This window comes from Rhodococcus sp. BP-349, from assembly GCF_019835845.1.
Classification (GTDB): Bacteria; Actinomycetota; Actinomycetes; order Mycobacteriales; family Mycobacteriaceae; genus Rhodococcoides.
The window spans coordinates 482,263-501,843 of the sequence record NZ_JABUDR010000002.1 but is presented as its reverse complement, the minus strand read 5'-3'; the positions used below and the strand labels follow the sequence as shown (position 1 = coordinate 501,843).

The following is a 19,581-nucleotide window of genomic DNA, read 5'->3' as shown; positions in this document are numbered from 1 at the left end:
TCGTGGAGAGCGGTCAGTTCCCCCGGGAGGGAGAAGAGGGATCCGTGGGTCTGGGTGGCCGGGCGGCCGAGCTCGTGGGCAGGTCGACGTAGGTGCGCCGTGTGGGCAGCAGTCGACGGACCCGGGACAGGCGACGAACGGCGAGCCGTCGCCGGGAGACGCCGACTACCACCTGTGCCGCGACGGTTCCGCGGGAGAACTTCGCATCGATGTCGCGCAGCGCTCGGATGAGCGACTCTGCGTCGCCCCCGGCGTCCGGGTGGTGCGCTCTCGCCGCCGCACGCCGAGCCTCGCGGTAGGCGGGGTCGGCGTGCGGCGGGAGAGGCTGGGTCACGGGCGGAGAGTACCCCCGGGAGCCGAGGTCGACCCCGGCTCGGAGGAGCCTGTTCCGGCGTCACCGTCGGCCGGCGACGCCACGTCCTCGACCACGACGTGCACCGGGGCATCGACCACCGCGCGGACGGCACGGCGGACCGCGTCGGCCGTCTCACGTACGACGGCGTCCGGGGTCACGGCGATGTGGACCTCGGTCCCGTCGTCACGGAGGGCGACCCCGGCAACGCGCCTACCGGGAAGGTAGGTGCCTATCTCGCCGAACATCCCGCCGTGCAACGAGGCGACTCCGTCCACCGCGACGACCGCGTCCGCGACGAGATCGGCGCGATCGCTGCCCGACGGTGCCGCGGGGCTCATCGAACGCGTGCGGGTGCGGCGTCGTCGCGCTCGTCTTCTTCCTCGAAGAGGAAGACGTCGTGCACGGTGATGTTGACCTCGGTGACCTGCAGGCCGGTCATCCGCTCGACCGCATCGATCACGTTGCGACGGATACCCGCCGCGAGATCCGCGATGGAGACGCCGTAGTCGGCCACGATGTCGATGTCGACGGCTGCCTGGCTCTCGCCGACCTCCACGGACACGCCCTGCGAGTGGTTGACCCGGGCGCCGGGGATGCGCTCGCGCAGTGCACCGATGGCACGGGTCGCGCCGCCGCCCACGTCGTGCACGCCCTGGACCTCACGGGTGGCGATGCCGGCGATCTTGGACACGACGACGTCCGCGATGGTGGTGCGGCCGTCGGACGCGACCAGTGCACCGGTGGAGTCGGTCTTCTTGTCCAGCGCACCGTTCGAGCCGGTGGCGGTGGCGGACGTGGTGGATCCCTGTGCTGTCGTCATCTACGTCATCCTTTCGGGTTCGTTGTGTCGGGAGTAGGTCGAGGCGGACCGAGGAAAACGTATGCGAGTGTGATGTATGCCACACCGCTGTCGTTTCACACCCGCTGGTTCGAATCTGGTCAGTGGACAGCGACGCGGCTCTCGTCGACGCTGCGGTCATCGGTGACCGCGGCGCGTTCGAGGAGATCGTCCGCACGCACGGTCCCGCGATGTTCCGGTACGCCCGCAACATGCTGCGTGACGACGGCGTCGCGGAGGAGGTGGTCCAGGACGCGTTCGTCGCGGCCTGGAAGAGCCTCGGCAACTACCGGTCCGACTCGGCGCTGCGCACATGGCTGTTCGGTATCACCGCACACAAGGCCATCGACGCCACGCGGCGCCGCATCCCCCGTCCGCACGAGGAGTGGCTGTTCGACGACGCCGTGAGCGACGTGTCGGACGATCCGGAGGTGCGGGCGACGGAATCCGGGTTCCTCGCCGAGCTACGCGTGGCCCTCGGGGCACTGCCGCAGATGCAGCGCTCGTGCTGGTTGCTCCGCGAGGTCGAGGGAATGACTCATGTCGAGATCGGGGAGATCCTGTCCATGTCGCCGTCCGCGGTGCGCGGTCAGGTCACCCGCGCACGAACCACTTTGAGCGAGAGGATGGCGTCATGGCGTTAGACACGGCGGACGAGCCGGACGATCCCGTGCTCAACCGCGCCGCACAGGAACTCCGCGACGAGGAGGTGCCGTCCTGGGTCGAGGCCAGCACGGCGATCCTCGCCGCACTCCGCGCGACGGCTCGGCGGACACGCGCGCTGGACGCCTCGCACCCGAACTTCGTCGACGGCGACTCGCTGCGGGTGGGCGACCACCTGGTGCTCCTGTCCATCGCCCGCGCCCTGTCGGAACTGCCCTGCGGGGTCAAGGGCATCGATCTCGACGTCGACGGACGTCGGTGTACCGGAGTGTCCCTGGACATCGCTGTGACGTACGGACAGGACATGGCCGCGCTGGCGGTGACACTGACCGGGCGGACGGCCGACGCGGTGAACACCACGCTCGGCACCGCTCTCACGGCGGAGGACGTCGCGGTGCACGTCGTGGACGTCCTACTACCCTGACGCCCGACACACCCAGCCTGCCTGAACACACCGGGAGAATTCCATGGCCACACCCCTGTCCGTCAGCGTCGACATCGCCGCTCCGCCGAGTGTGGTCTGGTCGGTGGTGTCCGATCTGAAGCGCATGGGCGAATGGAGCCCGCAGTGCGCCGTCATGAAGGTGTTCGGCCCGCTGCGCGTGGGCACCCGCACGCTCAACGTCAACCGGCGCGGACCCCTCGTGTGGCCCACGACGTCGCGGGTCGTCCGCCTCGAGCCCGAGCGCCTGCTCGCGTTCCGCATCACCGAGAACCACACGGTGTGGTCCTACTTCCTGGAACCGACCGAGACGGGTACGCGCGTGACCGAGCGTCGCGAGGCACCCGGCGGCACCTCGAAGGTCTCCGACACCGCGGTCCGACTGGTGCTGGGCGGCACGCGCAGCTTCGAGGCGGAGCTCGAGCGGGGTATGGCCTCCACCCTGGCGAAGATCAAGGACGCGGCCGAGAGTTCTGCTCGTACCGTGAAGTGATGACCCCTCGCGCCCGCACGACCCGCGCCCTCGCCGGCCTCGCCCTGTCCGCTGCTCTGGCGACGACGGCGTGCTCGACCACGACCGAGTCCGACGCCTCCCCCGCGGCCGGCACCCCCGAATCGCCGACATCGCAGGCAACGACACCCGCACCGACGTCCGCGGACGCCGCGGGCGCCGTCCCGAACGTCGTCGTCTCCTCGCTGGCCACCGGGCTCGATCACCCGTGGGACGTGGTCAGGGCGCCGGACGGCACCGTGATCTTCGACGAGCGCCCCGGCCGCTTCACCGCGATCCGGCCCGGTGGTGAGCCGACACCGATCAGCGCCGATCTCGGCGATCTGTTCGTCGGATCGGAGACCGGACTGATGGGCCTCGCACTGTCACCGACCTTCGAGACCGATCGGACCCTGTACTCCTGCCAGGGCATTCGAGGCGACGACCCCACCATCGGCGTGGTCGCATGGACCGTGGCCGACGACTACGCGAGGCTCACGCGTGAGCGCACCGTCATCTCCGGGTTCCCGGTCACCTCGGGACGCCACGGCGGGTGCAGGGTGCTGGCGAACGCCGACGGCACCCTGCTCATCGGCACCGGGGACTCGGCTCAGGGCACCGTTCCGCAGGATCCGACGTCGCTCGGTGGCAAGGTCCTCCGGGTCGACGCCGCCACGGGTGCGCCCGCCGAAGGCAATCCCGACCCCGCGAGTCCGGTCTTCACGCTGGGGCACCGCAACGTCCAGGGACTCGCCGCTCGACCCGGCACCGATCAGATCTTCTCCGTCGAACAGGGCACGTCGCGGGACGACGAGGTGAACCTCCTCGTGGCAGGCGGCAACTACGGGTACCGGCCCGACCGCAGCGGCGGATACGACGAGTCCGTCGCGATGACCGATCCGGACCGCGTGCCGGGCGCCAGGGACGCGGTGTGGAGTTCGGGCCCGAGCACCATCGCCACCGCGTCCGCCACCTTCCTCGACGGCGATGCCTGGGGCGCGTGGAACGGGATGCTCGCCATCGGAGTGCAGAAGGGTCAGGAGGTCCTGCTCCTCGACCTCTCCGACGACGGCACCACGGTCGACGCGCAGTCGACTATCCCCGCTCTCAGCGAGTACGGCCGCATCCGCACGGTGTCGGCGCAACCGGACGGCACGCTGCTCGTGACGACCGACAACGGCGACACCGACCAGATCCTGCTGGTCACGCCGCAGTAGACCCGTCGTCACGCGATCGAGGCCGGATCGTGATGTGCCGACGGTCGGCTTAACGTTTGCTGAGCATCGGGGCCGGGTACAGAAGGTCAGTAGTCGTGTCCGGTCCACGGGCAGCAAAGCTGATTCGAAAGAGGTTCCATCATGTTGGGTCTGGGCATCATCGGTTGGATCATCATCGGCGGACTCGCCGGATGGATCGGCAGCAAGATCATGAAGACGGATGCACAGCAGGGCATCATCCTCAACATCGTCGTCGGCATCATCGGCGGCCTGCTGGGTGGATTCCTGCTCCGCGCGTTCGGTGTCGACGTCCAGGGCGGCGGCATCATCTTCAGCTTCGTCACCTGCCTCGCGGGTGCATGCATCCTGCTGTTCATCGTCAAGGCAGTCACCGGACGCAGCTCGCGCGTCTGACGCAGACCCCACCTCTCGGGGCCCCTCACGTAATCTGTGAGGGGCCTCGAGTCGTGTCCGCACTCCCCTCGAGGCCGTACCTTTCGCCCGAACGACGTAAGAGGAGCCCGTGGCCCGCAGACCTGTCCCCCCTGGTACGCCTGAACCGACCGGAGCAGGACACATCGTGGACCTGGTGCGTCGCAGCATTCCGCCGCTGCACCCCGCCGGCGCCCCGTTCGTCGCGGTGCCGTTGGCGCTCGCCGGACTCGGCCGCCGTCACCGCGTCGTGCGCACCGCGTCGCTGCTCACTGCCGGGGCCATGGCGGGCTTCTTCCGCCACCCACCGCGTGTCCCGCCGAGTCGTGCCGGAGTGGTCGTCGCCCCCGCCGACGGTGAGGTCGCACTCGTCGACCACGCGGTGCCGCCCGCCGAGTTGAACCTCGGCACCACTCCGCTGCCGCGGGTCAGCATCTTCCTGTCCGTGCTCGACGTCCACGTCCAGCGCGTGCCGGTGTCCGGCACGGTCGAGGCCGTGGTGCACAAGGCCGGACAGTTCCTGTCGGCCGACCTCGCCGACGCCAGCGAGGTCAACGAACGCACCAGCATGCATCTGCGCACACCGTCGGGTCACGACCTGGCGGTCGTGCAGATCGCCGGACTGCTCGCGCGACGCATCGTCAACACCACGTCGGTGGGCGACTCGCTCACGATCGGCGACACCTACGGACTGATCCGGTTCGGTTCGCGCGTCGACACCTACTTCCCGGAGGGGTCGCGGACGGCGGTGATCGTCGGGCAGCGCGCCATCGGAGCCGAGACGGTTCTGGCCGAGCTTCCGTGAGCGCAGCACGCGAGCAGGCCGACGAGTCCACCGGCCGCCAGGGCGCGGTCCGCCTGTTGCCCAGTGCCGTCACTGTGCTGGCGATGTGCGCTGGACTGTCCGCCGTGAAGTTCGCGCTCGACGGTCGACTCGGGTTGTCGCTGGCCATGATCGGCGCAGCCGCCGTCTTCGACGCCCTCGACGGTCGCATCGCACGCATGCTCGACGCGACCAGCCGGATGGGAGCCGAGCTCGACTCGCTCGCCGACGCCATCTCCTTCGGCGTCGCGCCGGCCCTGGTGCTGTACGTGACGCTGCTCGAGGGCAGCAGCGGCGGGTGGGTCATCGCCCTGATCTACGCGGTGAGCATCGTGCTGCGCCTCGCCCGATTCAACACGCTTCTCGACGACGACTCGCGGCCCGCGTTCGCCGGTGAGTACTTCGTGGGTGTCCCCGCTCCGGCGGGAGCCCTGGTCACACTCCTCCCGCTCGCTGCGGAGGAGCAGTGGGGCAACGGCTGGTGGTCCTCGTACTACGTCGTCGCCACGTGGGTGGTGCTGTCGGCGCTGCTCATCGTCAGCCGTATCCCGACGATGGCGTTCAAGACAGTCTCGGTTCCGCCGAGGATGGCGACGTTGCTGCTGATCCTCGTCGGCCTGGCGGGCGCAGCACTGATCACGTTCCCGTTCGTGCTGCTCATGGTGCTGATCGTGCTGTATCTGCTCCACATCCCGTTCGCGGTGCGGTCGCAGCGATGGGTGGCCGCGCGGCCCGAGACGTGGGAGGCCAAGCCCGCCGAGCGACGGGCCGTACGACGAGCGATGCGCAAGGACCGCCCCGCACGCACCGGTATCGCCCGGCGGCGTCGTCCCGCCCGCGCCACCGCGAGTTCGGCTCGGCTCCGACTCCGGTCACCGAGCGCCCGAGCAGCCGACGTCCCGCCCCGCGACGAGATCTAGCGAGACACTCCCGCGCGAGCGAGGACCGCGTCGATCAACCGGGAGCAGGCCTCGACGGAGGCCTGCTCCCGCCGCGCGACCTCGGCGCGTATCGCGGGGACGTCCACATCCGCCTCCACCTCCGCACGCACTCCCCGTGCGTCCCACCCCTCGATCCACGACTCGAACACGTCGACCGTGATCTCCGGGTGGAACTGCAGACCGATGTGCGGTCCCGAGACGAAGGCCTGCAGTGCGGCCGCCGAGGTCGCGAGCGGCTCGGCGCCCGGCGGGAGCGTGAACGTGTCGTCGTGGAACTGCATCCAGGGACCCTGCGGGATCAGCTCGTCGGACTCCGTCCGCACGGTCACGAATCCGTGCTCCGACTCGGCCGCGCGCGTGACGGTCCCGCCGAGCACCCGCGCGAGCAGCTGACCACCGAAGCACACACCGAGGACCGGAATGCGCTGCGCGACAGCATCACCGAGCCAGGTGATCTCCTCCGCCAGCCACGGGAGCGCATCGTCGTAGGCGGCGTCGGGTGAGCCCATGAGCACGATCAGGTCGAACGACGACGCAGCGGGCCGGTCCGCATCACGGCTGTCACCCTCGAACGAGAAGGTCGTCGTCTCGAATCCGCGGTCGCGCAGAGCCGGGCCGATCGAGCCGACGTTCCGGACGCCGAGGGCGTGGTCACGTTCGTGGAAGACGAGGGCGGCACGGGTCATGCGCGCAGCATAAACGGGGCCGGCCGCACACGCTGGAGCGAGAGCCCGGGGCCGACCGGGTCGATAGGCTCGGGGAGTGAGCACCCCCGATCTCGCCCTGACCGTTCGCCTCACCAGCTCCGCCGCCGATGCCCGCCGCGGGGTCGTCCGCGTGCACGCGGAGGTGCTCACCGCACTGGGACTGCGCGAATGGGACGCCGTCGAGTTGATCGGCGCGAGGCGCACCGCCACCGTGGTGGCACTGGCACCGGCCGGAACGCCCACGGGAACCGTGCTGCTCGACGACGTGACGATGTCGAACGCGGGACTGACGGAGAACGCGTCGGTCGTCGTCGCTCCCGTCTCGGTGCAGGCGGCACGCACCGTCCTGGTGCACGGATCCGCGACGACCACGGCGCTCGACGACGCGACCCTGCGCCGCGCACTGCTGGGCAAGGTGGTGGTCGCGGGCGACGCCGTGTCGCTCCTGCCGCGCGACCTGGGGCCGGGCACCTCCACCGCGTCGGTCTCGCAGACGCTCTCGCGCACGGTCGGTGTCGCGTGGACCACCGAACTGCTCACCGTCACATCGACCGACCCGGCCGGCATCGTCAGCATCCAGCCCACGACGGCCGTGACGCGCGGCGCTGCTGCCCGCGGACAGTCGAGCGAGCGCACGACACCCGAGCCCGTCGAGGCTGCGCCCCAGCCCGTCATTCCGGTGGACGACCTGGTCGGCGTACGTGACCAGGCGGCGAAACTGACGGAGTGGCTCGAACTCTCACTCGATCGCCCCGAGCTGCTCCGCACTCTCGGTGCGTCGGCCCAGCTCGGCGTCCTGGTCTCCGGGCCGGGCGGCGTGGGCAAGTCCACCTTCGTCCGTGCCGTCGCCGCCGGTCGCAGACTGGTGGAGATCGACGGTCCGTCGGTCGGTTCGCTCGCCCCCGAGGACCGGCTGGCCGCGGTCGCCGCCGCGGCCGATCGACTGACCGACAGTCCCACCGGTGCAGTACTTCTCGTCGGCAACGTGGATGCATTGCTGCCCCTGTCCGCCGATGGACGGGGTTCCGCAGCCGATCCGGTGTCGACCCTCGTCCTCGATCGCCTGCGACAGGTGGTGCAGACACCCGGAACTGCGCTGATCTGCACGACGTCGCGGCCGGACGCCGCCGATCCGCGTCTACGCGCACCGGACCTGTGCGATCGCGAGCTCGCTCTCCCACTTCCGGGTTCGGTCGAACGGGCCGCGTTGCTCGAGGCGCTACTACGTGATGTTCCGACCCGAAAGATCACGCCTGCCGACATCGCTCTGCGTACACCCGGATTCGTCGTCGCGGACCTTGCGGCCCTGTGCCGGGAGGCAGCCGTCCGGGCCGCGGTGCGTGCCCACCGGGACTCGACCGAACCCGTTCTCACGCAGGACGATCTGGTCGGGGCACTGTCGGTGATCCGGCCGCTCTCCCGGTCGGGCACCGAGGAACTCGCAGTCGGCAGCCTGACGCTCGACGACGTCGGCGACATGGTGGAGACGAAGCGCGCGCTGACCGAGGCGGTGTTGTGGCCGCTGCGCCATCCCGATTCCTTCGCGCGGCTCGGCGTCGAGCCGCCGCGGGGCGTGTTGCTCTACGGCCCGCCGGGGTGCGGCAAGACGTTCGTCGTCCGGGCGCTCGCCAGCTCGGGGCAACTCAGCGTGCACGCCGTCAAGGGCGCGGAATTGATGGACAAGTGGGTCGGCTCGTCGGAGAAGGCCGTCCGCGAACTGTTCAGGCGCGCACGCGATTCCGCACCGTCGCTCATCTTTCTCGACGAGGTCGACGCCCTGGCGCCGCGCCGTGGGCAGAGCAGCGATTCCGGCGTCGGCGATCGTGTGGTGGCCGCGTTGCTCACCGAGATGGACGGTGTCGAACCGCTGCAGGACGTCGTGATCCTCGGTGCGACCAACAGGCCCGAGCTGATCGACCCGGCACTGCTGAGGCCGGGACGACTGGAGAAATTGGTGTTCGTACCGCCGCCCGACGCCGAGGCGCGTCGAGCGATCCTCGCGACGGCCGGAGCCTCGGTGCCGCTCGCGGACGACGTCGATCTCGACTCCCTGGCCGAGGATCTCGACGGGTACTCCGCCGCGGACTGCGCGGCACTGCTGCGCGAGGCGGCTCTCGCCGCGATGCGCCGCGACGTCGACACCGCCGTCGTGACAGCGGACGACGTCGCGACTGCGCGCGACGCCGTCCGGCCGTCACTCGATCCGGTGCAGGTGGCAGCTCTGGAGGCCTACAGCACGAGGGAGTAGGTCACGCCCAGTCGGCGAGAACCTCGTTCGCACGCTCGGCGAGCACCATCTGGAAGATCGGGCCGAAGCTGACACGGCCGACACCCAGCTGCGCGAGAGCGGACTTCGAGTTCTTCACCGGGTGTCCGATGGCGTTGACCGGCAACGGGAGCTCCGCGGTGAGTCGCTTCTGGTCGTCGTCGCTGTGGAAGCCGACCGGGTAGAGCACGTCGGCACCGGCAGCGGCCGCCAGCTTCAGGCGGGCGATGGCGCGGTCCACGCGATCGTTCTCGTCACCGATCTGCTTGACGAAGAGGTCGGTACGGGCATTGATCACGACGTGCACGTCGGTGGCGTCCGAGGCTGCGCGCAGTGCACCGACGACATCGGCGTGCTCCTGCGCCTCCCGCAGACGGCCGCCCTCGCTGTGCACGGTGTCCTCGATGTTCAGGCCCACGGCACCCGCGTCGATCAGCCCCTCGATCAGACGCTTCGGATCCTCGCCGTAGCCCGACTCGATGTCGACGGAGATCGGCACGTCGACGGCGGCGGTGATCTGGCGGATGCGGGTGAGCAACTCGTCGAAGGTGATGCCCTCGTTGTCCGGCTTGCCGATCGAGTCGGACACGGGATGCGATCCGACGGTCAGGGCAGTGAAACCCGCGCTCACCGCGAGGTTCGCGGACCAGGCGTCCCAGACGGTCGGCAGGATCACCGGGTTTCCGGGGACGTGCAGTTCGAGGAGGGTCGTGGCCTTCGTTGTGAGTGTCATGCTCGGGGCAACCGAGGGGGGCCGCTGTCGATTCCCGAAACCGGATGAAGACCGATGGGTTCGTCGCACCAGCATCCCCGGCCTCGTCGCCGGGGGCGGTGCCCTCACCGAGCCCCGGGCAGGGACACTGGTGACGGTGACCTGCCTCGCTCCGTGCGCCGTCGGCGCCGAACTGATCCGACGGCGCCGCTCGTGAGACACCATCTCGCCGTCGCCGCCTCACTCCTCGCAGCCGCGCTCGTCGGAGCTCTCGGCGCTCTCGCATGGTCCGGACCGCGCAGCGACACGTGGCCGTTCGCGGCCACCGTCGACGATCTCATCGGGTGGTCGTCCACCCAGTCCACCGCCACCGTGGTCGGGCAGGTGCTGGTGGTGGTCACCGTCGCGCTGGCCGTCGGCCTGCGGATGCCGACGCGCATCGCCCCCTGGGTATGCGCGGCCCTGCTGGTCGTGGTGCTCGCCTTCACCAAGGTGGCGGTTCCCGAAGCGGCGAGCCTGGCCGTCTTCACCGCACTGCACATCCTCGAGTCGTGCGCGGCCGGCGTCCTGGTCGGCCTCGTCCTGCACGCCACCCGGCGATCCGCCGCCGGATGGGTGGCCCTCGCGACCGGCGTGCTCGGCGGAACGCTGCTCGCCTCCGTCGGAACGACCGCCGCGTCCGCTGCCTTCGTGGCGACGCGTCTCGACAGCACCAGCGTGTTCGGCGAACCGGCCTGGTGGTTGATCGGCTCCGCTTTCGCGGCGTGCATCGTCGCCGCCGTTCTGCATCGACCGGCCGCTGATCCCGACGAGGACCCGACCGCTCGCGAACTGGTGCGGCTCACCGTCTACGCGGTGATCGTCGCCGTCGTCTGCCGCGTGGGTGTCGAGATCGTCGGCACCGGCGAGTACGCACTGTGGAAGGCGATCGTCGTGCTGATCGTGGCACTCGTCGTCGTGGACCGCGTCGCCGCACGGTGGGAGGCGGCCGATGCACGAACGGTGCTGGTCGCGGTCCTCGTCACCGCCGCTGCCGTCGCGATGTGGAACGTGAACGCCCGCACCCTGCTCGACTCTCGGCTGCTCACCGTGGTGGGCGTGGGCGGACTGGTCCTCGGCGCCGTCCTGGCCTGGCGGCTCCCGGTCGGACGCATCACGTCCTGGCTCGCGGCCCTGGCACTCACCGCGCTGCCGATGGGCGCTGCCCTCGTGAGCGTCGACGAGGTGTCCGCCGCCGTGCTCGGGGTGGTGGCGGTGCTGATTCCGATCGCCCTGACCGCGGTCACCGCGGACCCGCATGCGTCGGTACGGCCGTTGGCAGCGGCGCTACCCGGACTCGCGATCCTCGTCACTGCGGCGGCGCCGGTACCGGCGCAGACACTCGACTCGGAGTGGCTGAATCAGCTGTCGATCGGGTCCGACCAGCCCACCGGCGACGCGTACACGGGGAGCCTGTCGGTGATCGGCGACCTCGACACCGTCATGGCGGAGTACACGTCCACCGACCTCACCTCCGCCTACCTCCTGCTCGGGGTCGCCGCGGTCTGCACGCTGCGCATCGTGTGGCTGTCCCGGCGTAGAGAAGCCCCCGATCCGGACGCTGAGCCCCCCAGCTGAGCGCAGCCTTCAGATCACCAGCCCCTGCGCCTGGAGGTGGCTGAACACGCGCATCGATCCCGGCGCGACGTCCGGCATGGCGGCGTACTCCGCGACAGCGAACCACCGCAGTTCCGCGATCTCGCTCGTGGCCCGAGGTTCACCGGTGAGGTCGGCGGAGAAGCAGGTCATGTGGAGATCACGGGCGAGGGGGTCGCCGAACGCCGGGCACTCGACGACACACAGCGGGTGTACCGACGACTCGACGACGTCGACGCCCAGTTCCTCCCGCACCTCGCGGTGCAGCGCCTCGAGCGGTGTCTCACCGGGATCGATCTTGCCGCCGACCATGTAGAACGCGCGCTTGCCTACCGATCGGGCCTGCAGCATCCGGCCGTCACGGACGAGGGCGAGGGCTGCGGTGCGCAGTGGTTCGGTCATCGCCCGGAGACGATACCGGTACGGGGGGTGGGTATCGGTGGCCGCGAGGGCGTGGAGCCGCACCGGTAGTATGGAGAGGACGACGTCTCGTGCGTCCGACACCCCGCCGCCCCGACGTCCACGACGGAGTGCCTCTTGCTTTCCATTCTCGTTGCCCACACGGTGGCCGCGCTGATCGCGCCGCTTCTCGTGCGTTTGTGGGGACGACAGGCTTTTCTTCCGCTCGCCGCCGTACCGGCCGCGTCCCTGATCTGGGTCGCCGCGAACTGGAACACCGAGCAGCGTCTGTCCATCGAGTGGGTCCCCGGACTCTCCATGAACATCGACCTGCGCTTCGATTCCCTGGCCGCGGTCATGTCCACGCTGGTGCTCGGCATCGGCGCACTGATCCTGCTCTACTGCGCTCGCTACTTCGAGGACGACGAACCCCGTCTGGGCATCTTCGCCGCAGAGCTCGTCGCCTTCGCCGGTGTCATGTTCGCCCTGGTCACCAGTGACAACATGCTGATGCTCTACATCTTCTGGGAACTGACGACGGTGCTGTCGTTCCTGTTGGTCGGGCACTACGCCGAGCGCGCCTCGAGTCGACGTGCCGCGACGCAGGCTCTGCTGGTCACCACGGCCGGCGGTCTCGCCATGCTGGTCGGCATCATCGTGCTGGGCCAGATGGTGGGCAGCTACAACCTCTCCGACGTCATCGAGGCGGCGCCGCGCGGCTGGTTGGCGGGCACCGCCCTGGTCCTGGTCCTGGTCGGCGCGCTGAGCAAGTCGGCCATCGTTCCTCTGCACTTCTGGTTGCCCGGCGCCATGGCCGCGCCGACACCCGTCAGCGGATACCTGCACGCCGCGGCGATGGTCAAGGCCGGCATCTACCTGGTGGCGCGTCTCGCACCGGGCTTCGCCGACGCCGGGCCCTGGCGTTTCACCATCCTCACGCTCGGTCTGGCGTCGATGCTCGTCGGCGGCTACCGCGCACTGCGGGCGTACGACCTCAAGCTCGTGCTCGCCTTCGGCACGGTGAGCCAGCTCGGCTTCCTCGTCGCCATCGTCGGCATCGGTTCGCGGACGGCGATGCTCGCGGGCCTCGCGATGGTCCTCGCCCACGGCTTCTTCAAAGCCGCGCTGTTCATGGTGGTGGGCATCATCGACCACTCGACCGGCACCCGAGACGTGCGCAAGCTCGCGCATCTCGGGGACCGGTCACCCGTTCTCGCCGCGACGGCCGTGATCGCGGCGGCGAGCATGGCGGGACTCCCGCCGTTCCTCGGTTTCATCGGCAAGGAGACCGCATTCGAGTCGACGCTCGACTCGGACGCGATGGGTCCGCTCTCGTCTGCACTGGTGCTGGCCGCGATGGTCGTCGGCTCGATCCTGACCGTCGCCTACAGCCTGCGCTTCGTGTGGGGCGCCTTCGGTCGCAAGAAGCTGCGGCAGCCCAGTGCCGCCGTCTCCTCGATGCACGCGCCGGGATGGTTCTTCCTCTTCCCGCCCGTGCTGCTTGCCGTCCTCGGACTGGTGGCAGGCCTCGCCGCGCCGGTCGTCGACACCCTGATCGCGCCGTACAGCAAGACCCTGCCGTCCTACGGCGCGGAGGACTACCACCTCGCGCTGTGGCACGGCGTGAACCTTCCACTGGGTCTGACCGTCGTCGTCATCCTCGTCGGCGTCCTGCTCTACCGGGTGCACAAGGCGATCGCGCGGACGGTCCCGGCCGTGCCGCTGAACGCCGACCGGGTGTACGACCGCGTCCTGTACCTGATGGATCTGCTCTCGCTGCGCCTCACCGGAACCACCCAGCGCGGTTCGCTCCCCGGTACGCAGGCGACCATCCTCGCCACCCTCGCCCTTTTCCCGCTCGTGTCGCTGATCGTCTACACCCGCACCGGCGTGGAAAGCCGTCTCGCCGACTCCCCGATCCAGCTGATCGTGGGCGCCATCATGGTCGCGGCCGCGATCGGCGCCGTGGTGATGAGGAACCGTCTGGCAGCGGTGCTGCTCGTCGGTGTCACCGGCTACGGCTGCGGTGTGCTGTTCGCAGTGCACGGTGCGCCGGACCTCGCGCTGACCCAGTTCCTCGTCGAGACGCTCACGCTGGTCGTGTTCGTTCTCGTACTGCGCAAGCTGCCGGCGGAGATCGACGAGGGGCGCGCGTTCGGCCGCAAGCCGGCGCGCGCTGCCCTGGCCGTGCTCGTCGGCATCACGGTCACGCTGGTGGGAGCGTTCGCGATGAACGCACGCAGCACCCGCCCCATCGCGGAGTTGCTCCCGGACGCCGCGTACAACTTCGGTGACGGCAGCAACGTGGTGAACGTGATCCTGGTCGACATCCGCGCCTGGGACACCCTCGGTGAGATCTCCGTGCTGCTCGTCGCGGCCACCGGTGTCGCCAGCCTGGTGTTCCGCAATCGTCGCTTCGGCAGCGCGCCGCGCGTCTCCGACGCCCCGTCGGCGATGGACGGCCAGCAGGTCGCGTCCGAGATCACGTGGCTCAGCGGCAGCGATCTCATCGACCCCAAGCACCGCGTACTGGTCCTCGAGATCACCACTCGCCTGGTGTTCCCGACGGTCATGATGCTGTCCATCTACTTCTTCTTCGCCGGCCACAACGCGCCCGGCGGCGGCTTCGCGGGTGGACTCACCGCCGGCCTCGCCCTCGTGCTGCGCTACCTCGCCGGTGGCCGCTACGAGCTCGGCGAGACGGTACCGTTCGACGCCGGGAAGATTCTCGGCATCGGCCTCCTGTTCGCCGGCGGTACGGCGCTCGCCTCGTTGTTCCTCGGAGCACCGGTGCTGTCGTCCGCCACCTTCGAGGTCACACTCCCGATTCTCGGCGACATCAAGATGGTGACCGCCCTGTTCTTCGACCTGGGTGTCTACCTCATCGTCGTCGGACTGGTTCTGGACGTCCTTCGAAGTCTCGGAGCGCGCCTCGACGCGCAGATCGAAATGAGCCGCCAGTGACCGCGAACATCGGAATGCTCGTGGTCGTCGCCGCGCTGATCGCGGCCGGGGTCTACCTGCTGATCGAACGCAGCATCATCCGGATGCTGCTCGGCGTGCTGCTCATGGGCAACGGGCTGAATCTGTTGATCCTCACCTCCGGCGGTGGGTCGGGCAATCCGCCCGTGGTCGGACGCGTGTCCGAGGTCGCCGACGGTGACGCGGATCCGTTGGCGCAGGCGCTGATCCTCACAGCCATCGTCATCACGATGGGCATCGCCGCCTTCGTGCTGGCCCTGGCCTACCGGTCGTACACGATCAACATCGCGGACGTCGTCGAGAACGACCCCGAGGACACCAAGGTCCTCACCCGTCGCAGCCTCGCGGACGCCCCGGACCGCGACAAGTCCGACGATCCGATCACCGGCGAGCCCGGCGAGGCCGGAGACGCCTTCGACAAGGACGGAAACCCGATTCCTCTCGACCAGATCGCCAACCGCGAGGACCTCGAGTGCTACGAGGATCTCCACGAGGGCAAGTTCCGCGACCGTGACGACGTCTCCACGTCGGCGGGTGACTCCTGATGACGCTGTCACCGACGATCATCGGAACGCTCACTCCGCTCCCGGTCCTCATCCCGCTGCTCGCCGCCGCCCTGTGCCTGGTGCTCGGTCGAAAGCCTCGCGCGCAGCGGGCCGTCACCATCGCCGCGCTCGTCGCCGTGACCGCCATCTCGTGCGTCCTGCTCTATCTGGCGGACCGGGACGGCACCACCGCGCTGCAGGTCGGCGGGTGGGAGGCGCCGATGGGCATCACGCTGGTCGTCGACCGCCTGTCCGCACTGATGCTGGTCGTCTCGTCGATCGTGCTGCTGGCCGTCATCATCTACGCCGTCGGGCAGGGCATCCGCGACGGAGACGCCAATCAGCCGGTGTCGATCTTCCTGCCGACGTACCTCGCGCTCACGGCAGGTGTGTGCAACGCGTTCCTCGCCGGTGACCTGTTCAACCTCTACGTGGGGTTCGAGGTCCTGCTCGTGGCGTCGTTCGTGTTGCTGACGCTCGGTGCCAGCGCCGAGCGGGTGCGCGCCGGCGTCTCGTACGTCATGGTCTCCGTCGTCTCGTCGATGATCTTCCTGGCGGGCATCGCCGCCACGTACGCGGCCACGGGCACCTTGAACTTCGCGCAGCTCGCGCTGCGTTTCGACGACATCCCACAGGGCACGCGGCTCGCGATCTTCTCGATCCTGCTGGTCGCGTTCGGCATCAAGGCCGCGGTCTTCCCGCTGTCGGCCTGGCTTCCCGACTCCTATCCGACGGCGCCCGCACCGGTCACCGCCGTGTTCGCGGGCCTGCTCACCAAGGTCGGCGTCTACGCGATCATTCGTACCCACACGCTGCTGTTCCCCGACGGCGCCATGGACAACGTCCTGCTGATCGCCGGTCTGCTCACGATGGTGATCGGCATCTTCGGTGCCATCGCCCAGAGCGAGATCAAGCGTCTGCTCTCGTTCACGCTGGTCTCGCACATCGGTTACATGATCTTCGGCGTCGCGCTGTCGACGAAGGCCGGTCTGTCCGGGTCGGTGTACTACGTGGCACACCACATCCTGGTGCAGACCACGCTGTTCCTCGTGGTCGGTCTCATCGAGCGCCAGGCCGGATCGTCGTCGCTGCGCCGGCTCGGCGGTCTCGCCGCGGCCAGCCCACTCCTGGCCATCCTGTTCCTCGTCCCCGCGCTCAACCTCGGCGGCATTCCCCCGTTCTCCGGCTTCATCGGCAAGGTGGCGCTGCTGCAGGCCGGTGCGGACAAGGCGAGCGTGCTGGCCTGGGTCCTCGTCGCGGGCGGCACGATCACCAGCCTGCTCACGCTCTACGTCGTCGCCCGCGTGTGGACGAAGGCGTTCTGGCGGGCCCGCGCCGATGCCCCGGACGGCGAGATGTCGGACGACTCCCCCACCGCGCTGCTCGACAACGCCAACGACGTCGACTTCGGCAGCCGTGTCGATCCGGGCAGGATGCCGGTCGGCATGCTCGTCCCGACGGTGGGACTGGTACTCGTCGGACTGTCGCTCACGGTATTCGCCGGGCCGTTCATCGGCATCAGTGATCGAGCGGCGGACGATCTGCGTGATCGGAACGTCTACATCTCCGCGGTGCTCGGCACCGTGGACGATCCGGTGACCTATGCGGACGGCCGGGAGGGCGAGCGATGACCATCATGAGTCGCGACGTCGCCCTCAAGGCCGCGTTGCTCGCGTGGCTCACCGGCGTGTGGGTGCTGTTGTGGGGCAACGTGTCCGCGGCCAACATCCTGGGCGGCCTCGCGGTCGGCACGTTCGTGATGACCGTGCTCGCGCTCCCGCGCGTTCCCGTAGAGGGCCGGGTGCACCCCCTGTCGGTGGTGCGACTGATCGGCGTACTCGTCTATTACGCGGCGGTGTCCAGCGTCCAGGTCGCCTGGGCCGCGATCCGGCCCGGACCGTCACCCGTCAACGCGGTGCTGCGCTACCCGGTGCAGATCAAGTCCGACCTGGTGCTGACGTTCATGGTGGACGCGCTGAACATGGTGCCCGGCACCATGGTGCTCGACATCGACCGCGAGGATCGGGTGCTGTACATCCACGTCCTGGACGTCGCGAAACCCGATGCGGTGGACCAGTTCCGCACCATCGTGCGTGCCTACGAGACGGCCTTCATCTCCGCGTTCGAGCGCGACCCGGAATGGCACCCGGCCACCGAGATCGAATCGATGGCGGACACCGACGTGGACAGCGTGGCCGACACCGTCGACGACATCAGCACCGACTACTCCGACAAGTCCGGCGACGAGAGTTCGTCCGCCCGCAGGTCGGACCGGAAGGAGGACCGGTCGTGACCGTCGTCCTGATCGTCTCCGGCGTGTTGCTGCTGTCCGCCGCCGTCATCACCGCGTATCGCCTTCTCGCCGGCCCCAACTCGCTCGACCGCCTCGTCGCCGTCGACACGCTCATCGCGCTCACGGTCTGCGGGGTGATGGTGTGGGCGGTGTACTCCCGCGACACCACGCTGGTGCCGTCCATCGTCGCGCTGTCGGTGGTGGGCTTCGTCGGGTCGGTGAGCGTGGCGCGGTTCCGCGTCGCCGACACACCCGAGACCCGGCGCGCCGCGGCCGCCGCCACGGCGCGGACCCCGCACCCACCCCGCGGAGACGAGTCCCGCGACCGACGGCAGGGGAAGTCATGACACTCGTCCTCGACATCATCAGCGGCTCGATGATCATCCTGGGATCGATCCTCGCGCTCACGGCGGCCATCGGAGTCGTCCGCTTCCCGGACACGTTGTCCCGCATGCACGCCGCCACCAAGCCTCAGGTGGTGGGGTTGATTCTGATTCTCATCGGCGCGTTCATCAGCCTGCGCGGCAACGTCGACATCTGGATGATCTTCCTCGTCGGCGTCTTCACGGTGCTCACGGCGCCGATCATCGCGCACACCGTGGGCCAGGTCGCCTACCGCGAGCAGAGCAGCCGCGACGACCTGTTCATGGTCGACGAGCTGCGCGCCGACGAGCGCAACGACAAAGCCTGATCAGCGAAGTTCGGATCAGCGAAGTTCGGATCAGCGTAGTTCGGAGATCAGCGAGTCGACGACAGCGATGAGGTCGCCCCCCGACCTCTCCGCGACGGCACGCTGGCGCTGATACGACGCACCCTGGCGCGGGATGTCCGCGACGCGGCCCAGCTCGTCCGCGCACCCCAGCCGCACGGCGATCGGGGTGAGCTTCTCCAGCAGGTCGAACAGGTCGTCGGTCATGAGCCGCTCGTTGCTGTCGGCGTCGAGCACGATCTCGGCGTCCAGCCCGTAGCGCGCGGCGCGCCACTTGTTCTCCTGCACGTGCCACGGCGGGATGGTGAGCAACGGCTCGCCGGCATCGAGCCGCTCGTCGAGATACACCACGAGGCAGTGGATCAGAGCGACCAGGGCACCGAGCTCACGCTTGGTGGACACCCCGTCGCACACCCGGATCTCGATGGTGCCGAGCCGCGGCACGGGACGGATGTCCCAGTGCATGCCGCCCAGCTGCGAGATGACGCCGGTCTTCATCTGGTCGTGCACGAAACCCTCGAACTGCGACCAGTTCTCGAACTGGAACGGCAGTCCCGCAGTGGGGAGTTGTTGGAACATGAGCGCGCGGTTGCTGGCGTAACCGGTGTCCGACCCGGCCCACATCGGGGACGACGCGGACAGCGCGAGCAGGTGCGGGTACTGCAGCAGGATCGAGTTGAGGATCGGGAAGACTCGGTCGGCCGAGCGGAGTCCCACGTGGACGTGGACACCCCAGATCAGCATCTGCCGACCCCACCACTGCGTGCGCTCGATCAGCTCGTCGTAGTGCGGGGCCGCGGTGAGTTGCTGCGACGACCACTCGGCGAACGGATGTGTCCCGGCGCAGAACAGGTCGACTCCCAGCGGATCCGCGGCGCGGCGCACCAGATCCAGCGACTCGCTCAGATCGTCGATCGCCTCGCCGACGGTGTCGCAGATGTCGGTCACCAACTCGACCGTGTTGCGCAGCAATTCCTTCGTCACGCGCGGGGTGTGCGCTCCGGCGAGTTCCACGACGCCGTCCATCACCTCGGACGCGGTGTTCGACAGATCGCGCGACACGCGGTCGACGAGCGCGATCTCCCACTCGACGCCGATGGTCGGACGCTCGGACCCGGCGAACGGCACCATG

21 protein-coding genes and 1 pseudogene are annotated in these 19,581 nt (G+C 69.2%); 15 read left to right on the top strand and 7 right to left on the bottom strand.

Translation table 11 applies throughout. From position 1 onward, the window contains the following. Positions 1–13: 13 nt before the first annotated feature. Genes HQ325_RS12795 through HQ325_RS12785 form a run of 3 tightly spaced genes read right to left on the bottom strand, consistent with a single transcriptional unit; the run spans position 14 to position 1,175 of the window. Entirely contained in the window at positions 14–334 is a 321-nt protein-coding gene (locus tag HQ325_RS12795) for a hypothetical protein (RefSeq protein WP_222630081.1), read from the bottom strand. Continuing rightward, a complete protein-coding gene (locus tag HQ325_RS12790) occupies positions 331–693 on the bottom strand; it encodes an Asp23/Gls24 family envelope stress response protein (protein WP_261778191.1) in 363 nt (120 codons plus the stop codon). The genes HQ325_RS12795 and HQ325_RS12790 overlap by 4 nt, the downstream gene beginning before the upstream one ends. Beyond that, positions 690–1,175: an Asp23/Gls24 family envelope stress response protein gene (locus tag HQ325_RS12785; RefSeq protein WP_204869172.1), complete on the bottom strand. Its 486-nt coding sequence runs from the start codon at positions 1,173–1,175 to the stop codon at positions 690–692. The genes HQ325_RS12790 and HQ325_RS12785 overlap by 4 nt, the downstream gene beginning before the upstream one ends. Before the next feature lie 122 nt (positions 1,176–1,297). On the opposite strand from HQ325_RS12785, the gene HQ325_RS12780 reads away from it, so the two are divergent. From HQ325_RS12780 to HQ325_RS12750, 7 genes are all read left to right on the top strand, one after another. Continuing rightward, positions 1,298–1,837, top strand: coding sequence for an RNA polymerase sigma factor (locus HQ325_RS12780; RefSeq protein ID WP_231476391.1), 540 nt, complete (start codon positions 1,298–1,300; stop codon positions 1,835–1,837). Then, positions 1,828–2,280 (top strand): hypothetical protein, encoded by a 453-nt coding sequence (locus tag HQ325_RS12775; RefSeq protein WP_222630078.1) that lies wholly within the window; start codon positions 1,828–1,830, stop codon positions 2,278–2,280. Before HQ325_RS12780 ends, HQ325_RS12775 begins: the two co-directional genes overlap by 10 nt. A 43-nt stretch (positions 2,281–2,323) precedes the next feature. Then, the gene (locus tag HQ325_RS12770; RefSeq protein WP_222630075.1) at positions 2,324–2,791 is read left to right on the top strand and encodes an SRPBCC family protein; all 468 of its coding nucleotides are present in this window, start codon (positions 2,324–2,326) and stop codon (positions 2,789–2,791) included. Next, the gene (locus HQ325_RS12765) at positions 2,791–4,005 is read left to right on the top strand and encodes a PQQ-dependent sugar dehydrogenase (protein WP_222630072.1); all 1,215 of its coding nucleotides are present in this window, start codon (positions 2,791–2,793) and stop codon (positions 4,003–4,005) included. Before HQ325_RS12770 ends, HQ325_RS12765 begins: the two co-directional genes overlap by 1 nt. A 141-nt stretch (positions 4,006–4,146) precedes the next feature. Further along, the gene (locus HQ325_RS12760; RefSeq protein WP_222630069.1) at positions 4,147–4,419 is read left to right on the top strand and encodes a GlsB/YeaQ/YmgE family stress response membrane protein; all 273 of its coding nucleotides are present in this window, start codon (positions 4,147–4,149) and stop codon (positions 4,417–4,419) included. Between the two features lie 109 nt (positions 4,420–4,528). Continuing rightward, on the top strand, positions 4,529–5,242 hold the full coding sequence (locus HQ325_RS12755) for a phosphatidylserine decarboxylase (RefSeq protein ID WP_222630067.1): 714 nt from the start codon (positions 4,529–4,531) through the stop codon (positions 5,240–5,242). 83 nt (positions 5,243–5,325) lie between these two features. Next, positions 5,326–6,180, top strand: a complete 855-nt coding sequence (locus HQ325_RS12750) for a phosphatidylcholine/phosphatidylserine synthase (RefSeq protein WP_231476405.1) — start codon at positions 5,326–5,328, stop codon at positions 6,178–6,180. Here the strand turns inward: HQ325_RS12750 and HQ325_RS12745 are convergent. Next, complete coding sequence (locus tag HQ325_RS12745; RefSeq protein ID WP_222630063.1) at positions 6,177–6,887, bottom strand: type 1 glutamine amidotransferase; 711 nt, start codon at positions 6,885–6,887, stop codon at positions 6,177–6,179. The two genes, HQ325_RS12750 and HQ325_RS12745, sit on opposite strands and share 4 nt — an antisense overlap. A gap of 76 nt (positions 6,888–6,963) precedes the next feature. Between HQ325_RS12745 and HQ325_RS12740 the strand changes: the two genes are divergently transcribed. Further along, positions 6,964–9,156: an AAA family ATPase gene (locus HQ325_RS12740; RefSeq protein ID WP_222630060.1), complete on the top strand. Its 2,193-nt coding sequence runs from the start codon at positions 6,964–6,966 to the stop codon at positions 9,154–9,156. Position 9,157: 1 nt separating this feature from the next. Here the strand turns inward: HQ325_RS12740 and HQ325_RS12735 are convergent, their stop codons facing one another. Continuing rightward, on the bottom strand, positions 9,158–9,907 hold the full coding sequence (locus tag HQ325_RS12735; protein WP_222630058.1) for an isocitrate lyase/phosphoenolpyruvate mutase family protein: 750 nt from the start codon (positions 9,905–9,907) through the stop codon (positions 9,158–9,160). Between the two features lie 192 nt (positions 9,908–10,099). Here HQ325_RS12735 and HQ325_RS12730 point away from each other — a divergent pair, with 192 nt between their 5' ends. Then, positions 10,100–11,503, top strand: coding sequence for a hypothetical protein (locus HQ325_RS12730; protein ID WP_222630056.1), 1,404 nt, complete (start codon positions 10,100–10,102; stop codon positions 11,501–11,503). A gap of 9 nt (positions 11,504–11,512) precedes the next feature. On the opposite strand, the gene HQ325_RS12725 is transcribed toward HQ325_RS12730, so the two are convergent. Next, positions 11,513–11,923, bottom strand: a complete 411-nt coding sequence (locus HQ325_RS12725; RefSeq protein WP_222630054.1) for an NUDIX domain-containing protein — start codon at positions 11,921–11,923, stop codon at positions 11,513–11,515. A 135-nt stretch (positions 11,924–12,058) separates the two neighbouring features. Between HQ325_RS12725 and HQ325_RS12720 the strand changes: the two genes are divergently transcribed. From HQ325_RS12720 to mnhG, 6 genes and pseudogenes are all read left to right on the top strand, one after another. Then, entirely contained in the window at positions 12,059–14,884 is a 2,826-nt protein-coding gene (locus HQ325_RS12720) for a Na+/H+ antiporter subunit A (protein ID WP_222630053.1), read from the top strand. After that, on the top strand, positions 14,881–15,447 hold the full coding sequence (locus HQ325_RS12715; protein WP_222630051.1) for a Na(+)/H(+) antiporter subunit C: 567 nt from the start codon (positions 14,881–14,883) through the stop codon (positions 15,445–15,447). The genes HQ325_RS12720 and HQ325_RS12715 overlap by 4 nt, the downstream gene beginning before the upstream one ends. After that, positions 15,447–17,078, top strand: coding sequence for a Na+/H+ antiporter subunit D (locus tag HQ325_RS12710; protein WP_222630049.1), 1,632 nt, complete (start codon positions 15,447–15,449; stop codon positions 17,076–17,078). The genes HQ325_RS12715 and HQ325_RS12710 overlap by 1 nt, the downstream gene beginning before the upstream one ends. Further along, the gene (locus HQ325_RS12705) at positions 17,075–17,740 is read left to right on the top strand and encodes a Na+/H+ antiporter subunit E (RefSeq protein ID WP_261778192.1); all 666 of its coding nucleotides are present in this window, start codon (positions 17,075–17,077) and stop codon (positions 17,738–17,740) included. The genes HQ325_RS12710 and HQ325_RS12705 overlap by 4 nt, the downstream gene beginning before the upstream one ends. Continuing rightward, a pseudogene (locus HQ325_RS12700) lies at positions 17,737–17,988 on the top strand (monovalent cation/H+ antiporter complex subunit F); the annotation flags it as partial. The gene HQ325_RS12705 and the pseudogene HQ325_RS12700, both read left to right, overlap by 4 nt. Positions 17,989–18,083: 95 nt before the next feature. Continuing rightward, the gene (gene mnhG, locus HQ325_RS12695; protein ID WP_222630044.1) at positions 18,084–18,431 is read left to right on the top strand and encodes a monovalent cation/H(+) antiporter subunit G; all 348 of its coding nucleotides are present in this window, start codon (positions 18,084–18,086) and stop codon (positions 18,429–18,431) included. Between the two features lie 30 nt (positions 18,432–18,461). Here mnhG and HQ325_RS12690 read toward each other — a convergent pair whose 3' ends face one another. Then, the gene (locus HQ325_RS12690; protein WP_222630042.1) at positions 18,462–19,580 is read right to left on the bottom strand and encodes a glutamate--cysteine ligase; all 1,119 of its coding nucleotides are present in this window, start codon (positions 19,578–19,580) and stop codon (positions 18,462–18,464) included. Position 19,581 lies beyond the last annotated feature (1 nt).

Excerpts from the sequence above, each read along its gene's own strand:
- HQ325_RS12760 (WP_222630069.1), top strand. The coding sequence starts at position 4,147 with ATGTTGGGTCTGGGCATCATCGGTTGGATCATCATCGGCGGACTCGCC.
- HQ325_RS12750 (WP_231476405.1), top strand. The coding sequence starts at position 5,326 with ATGTGCGCTGGACTGTCCGCCGTGAAGTTCGCGCTCGACGGTCGACTC.
- HQ325_RS12790 (WP_261778191.1), bottom strand. The coding sequence starts at position 693 with ATGAGCCCCGCGGCACCGTCGGGCAGCGATCGCGCCGATCTCGTCGCG.
- HQ325_RS12710 (WP_222630049.1), top strand. The coding sequence starts at position 15,447 with ATGACGCTGTCACCGACGATCATCGGAACGCTCACTCCGCTCCCGGTC.
- HQ325_RS12775 (WP_222630078.1), top strand. The coding sequence starts at position 1,828 with ATGGCGTTAGACACGGCGGACGAGCCGGACGATCCCGTGCTCAACCGC.
- HQ325_RS12745 (WP_222630063.1), bottom strand. The coding sequence starts at position 6,887 with ATGACCCGTGCCGCCCTCGTCTTCCACGAACGTGACCACGCCCTCGGC.
- HQ325_RS12735 (WP_222630058.1), bottom strand. The coding sequence starts at position 9,907 with ATGACACTCACAACGAAGGCCACGACCCTCCTCGAACTGCACGTCCCC.
- HQ325_RS12770 (WP_222630075.1), top strand. The coding sequence starts at position 2,324 with ATGGCCACACCCCTGTCCGTCAGCGTCGACATCGCCGCTCCGCCGAGT.
- HQ325_RS12765 (WP_222630072.1), top strand. The coding sequence starts at position 2,791 with ATGACCCCTCGCGCCCGCACGACCCGCGCCCTCGCCGGCCTCGCCCTG.
- HQ325_RS12725 (WP_222630054.1), bottom strand. The coding sequence starts at position 11,923 with ATGACCGAACCACTGCGCACCGCAGCCCTCGCCCTCGTCCGTGACGGC.
- HQ325_RS12690 (WP_222630042.1), bottom strand. The coding sequence starts at position 19,580 with ATGGTGCCGTTCGCCGGGTCCGAGCGTCCGACCATCGGCGTCGAGTGG.
- mnhG (WP_222630044.1), top strand. The coding sequence starts at position 18,084 with ATGACACTCGTCCTCGACATCATCAGCGGCTCGATGATCATCCTGGGA.
- HQ325_RS12785 (WP_204869172.1), bottom strand. The coding sequence starts at position 1,175 with ATGACGACAGCACAGGGATCCACCACGTCCGCCACCGCCACCGGCTCG.
- HQ325_RS12705 (WP_261778192.1), top strand. The coding sequence starts at position 17,075 with ATGACCATCATGAGTCGCGACGTCGCCCTCAAGGCCGCGTTGCTCGCG.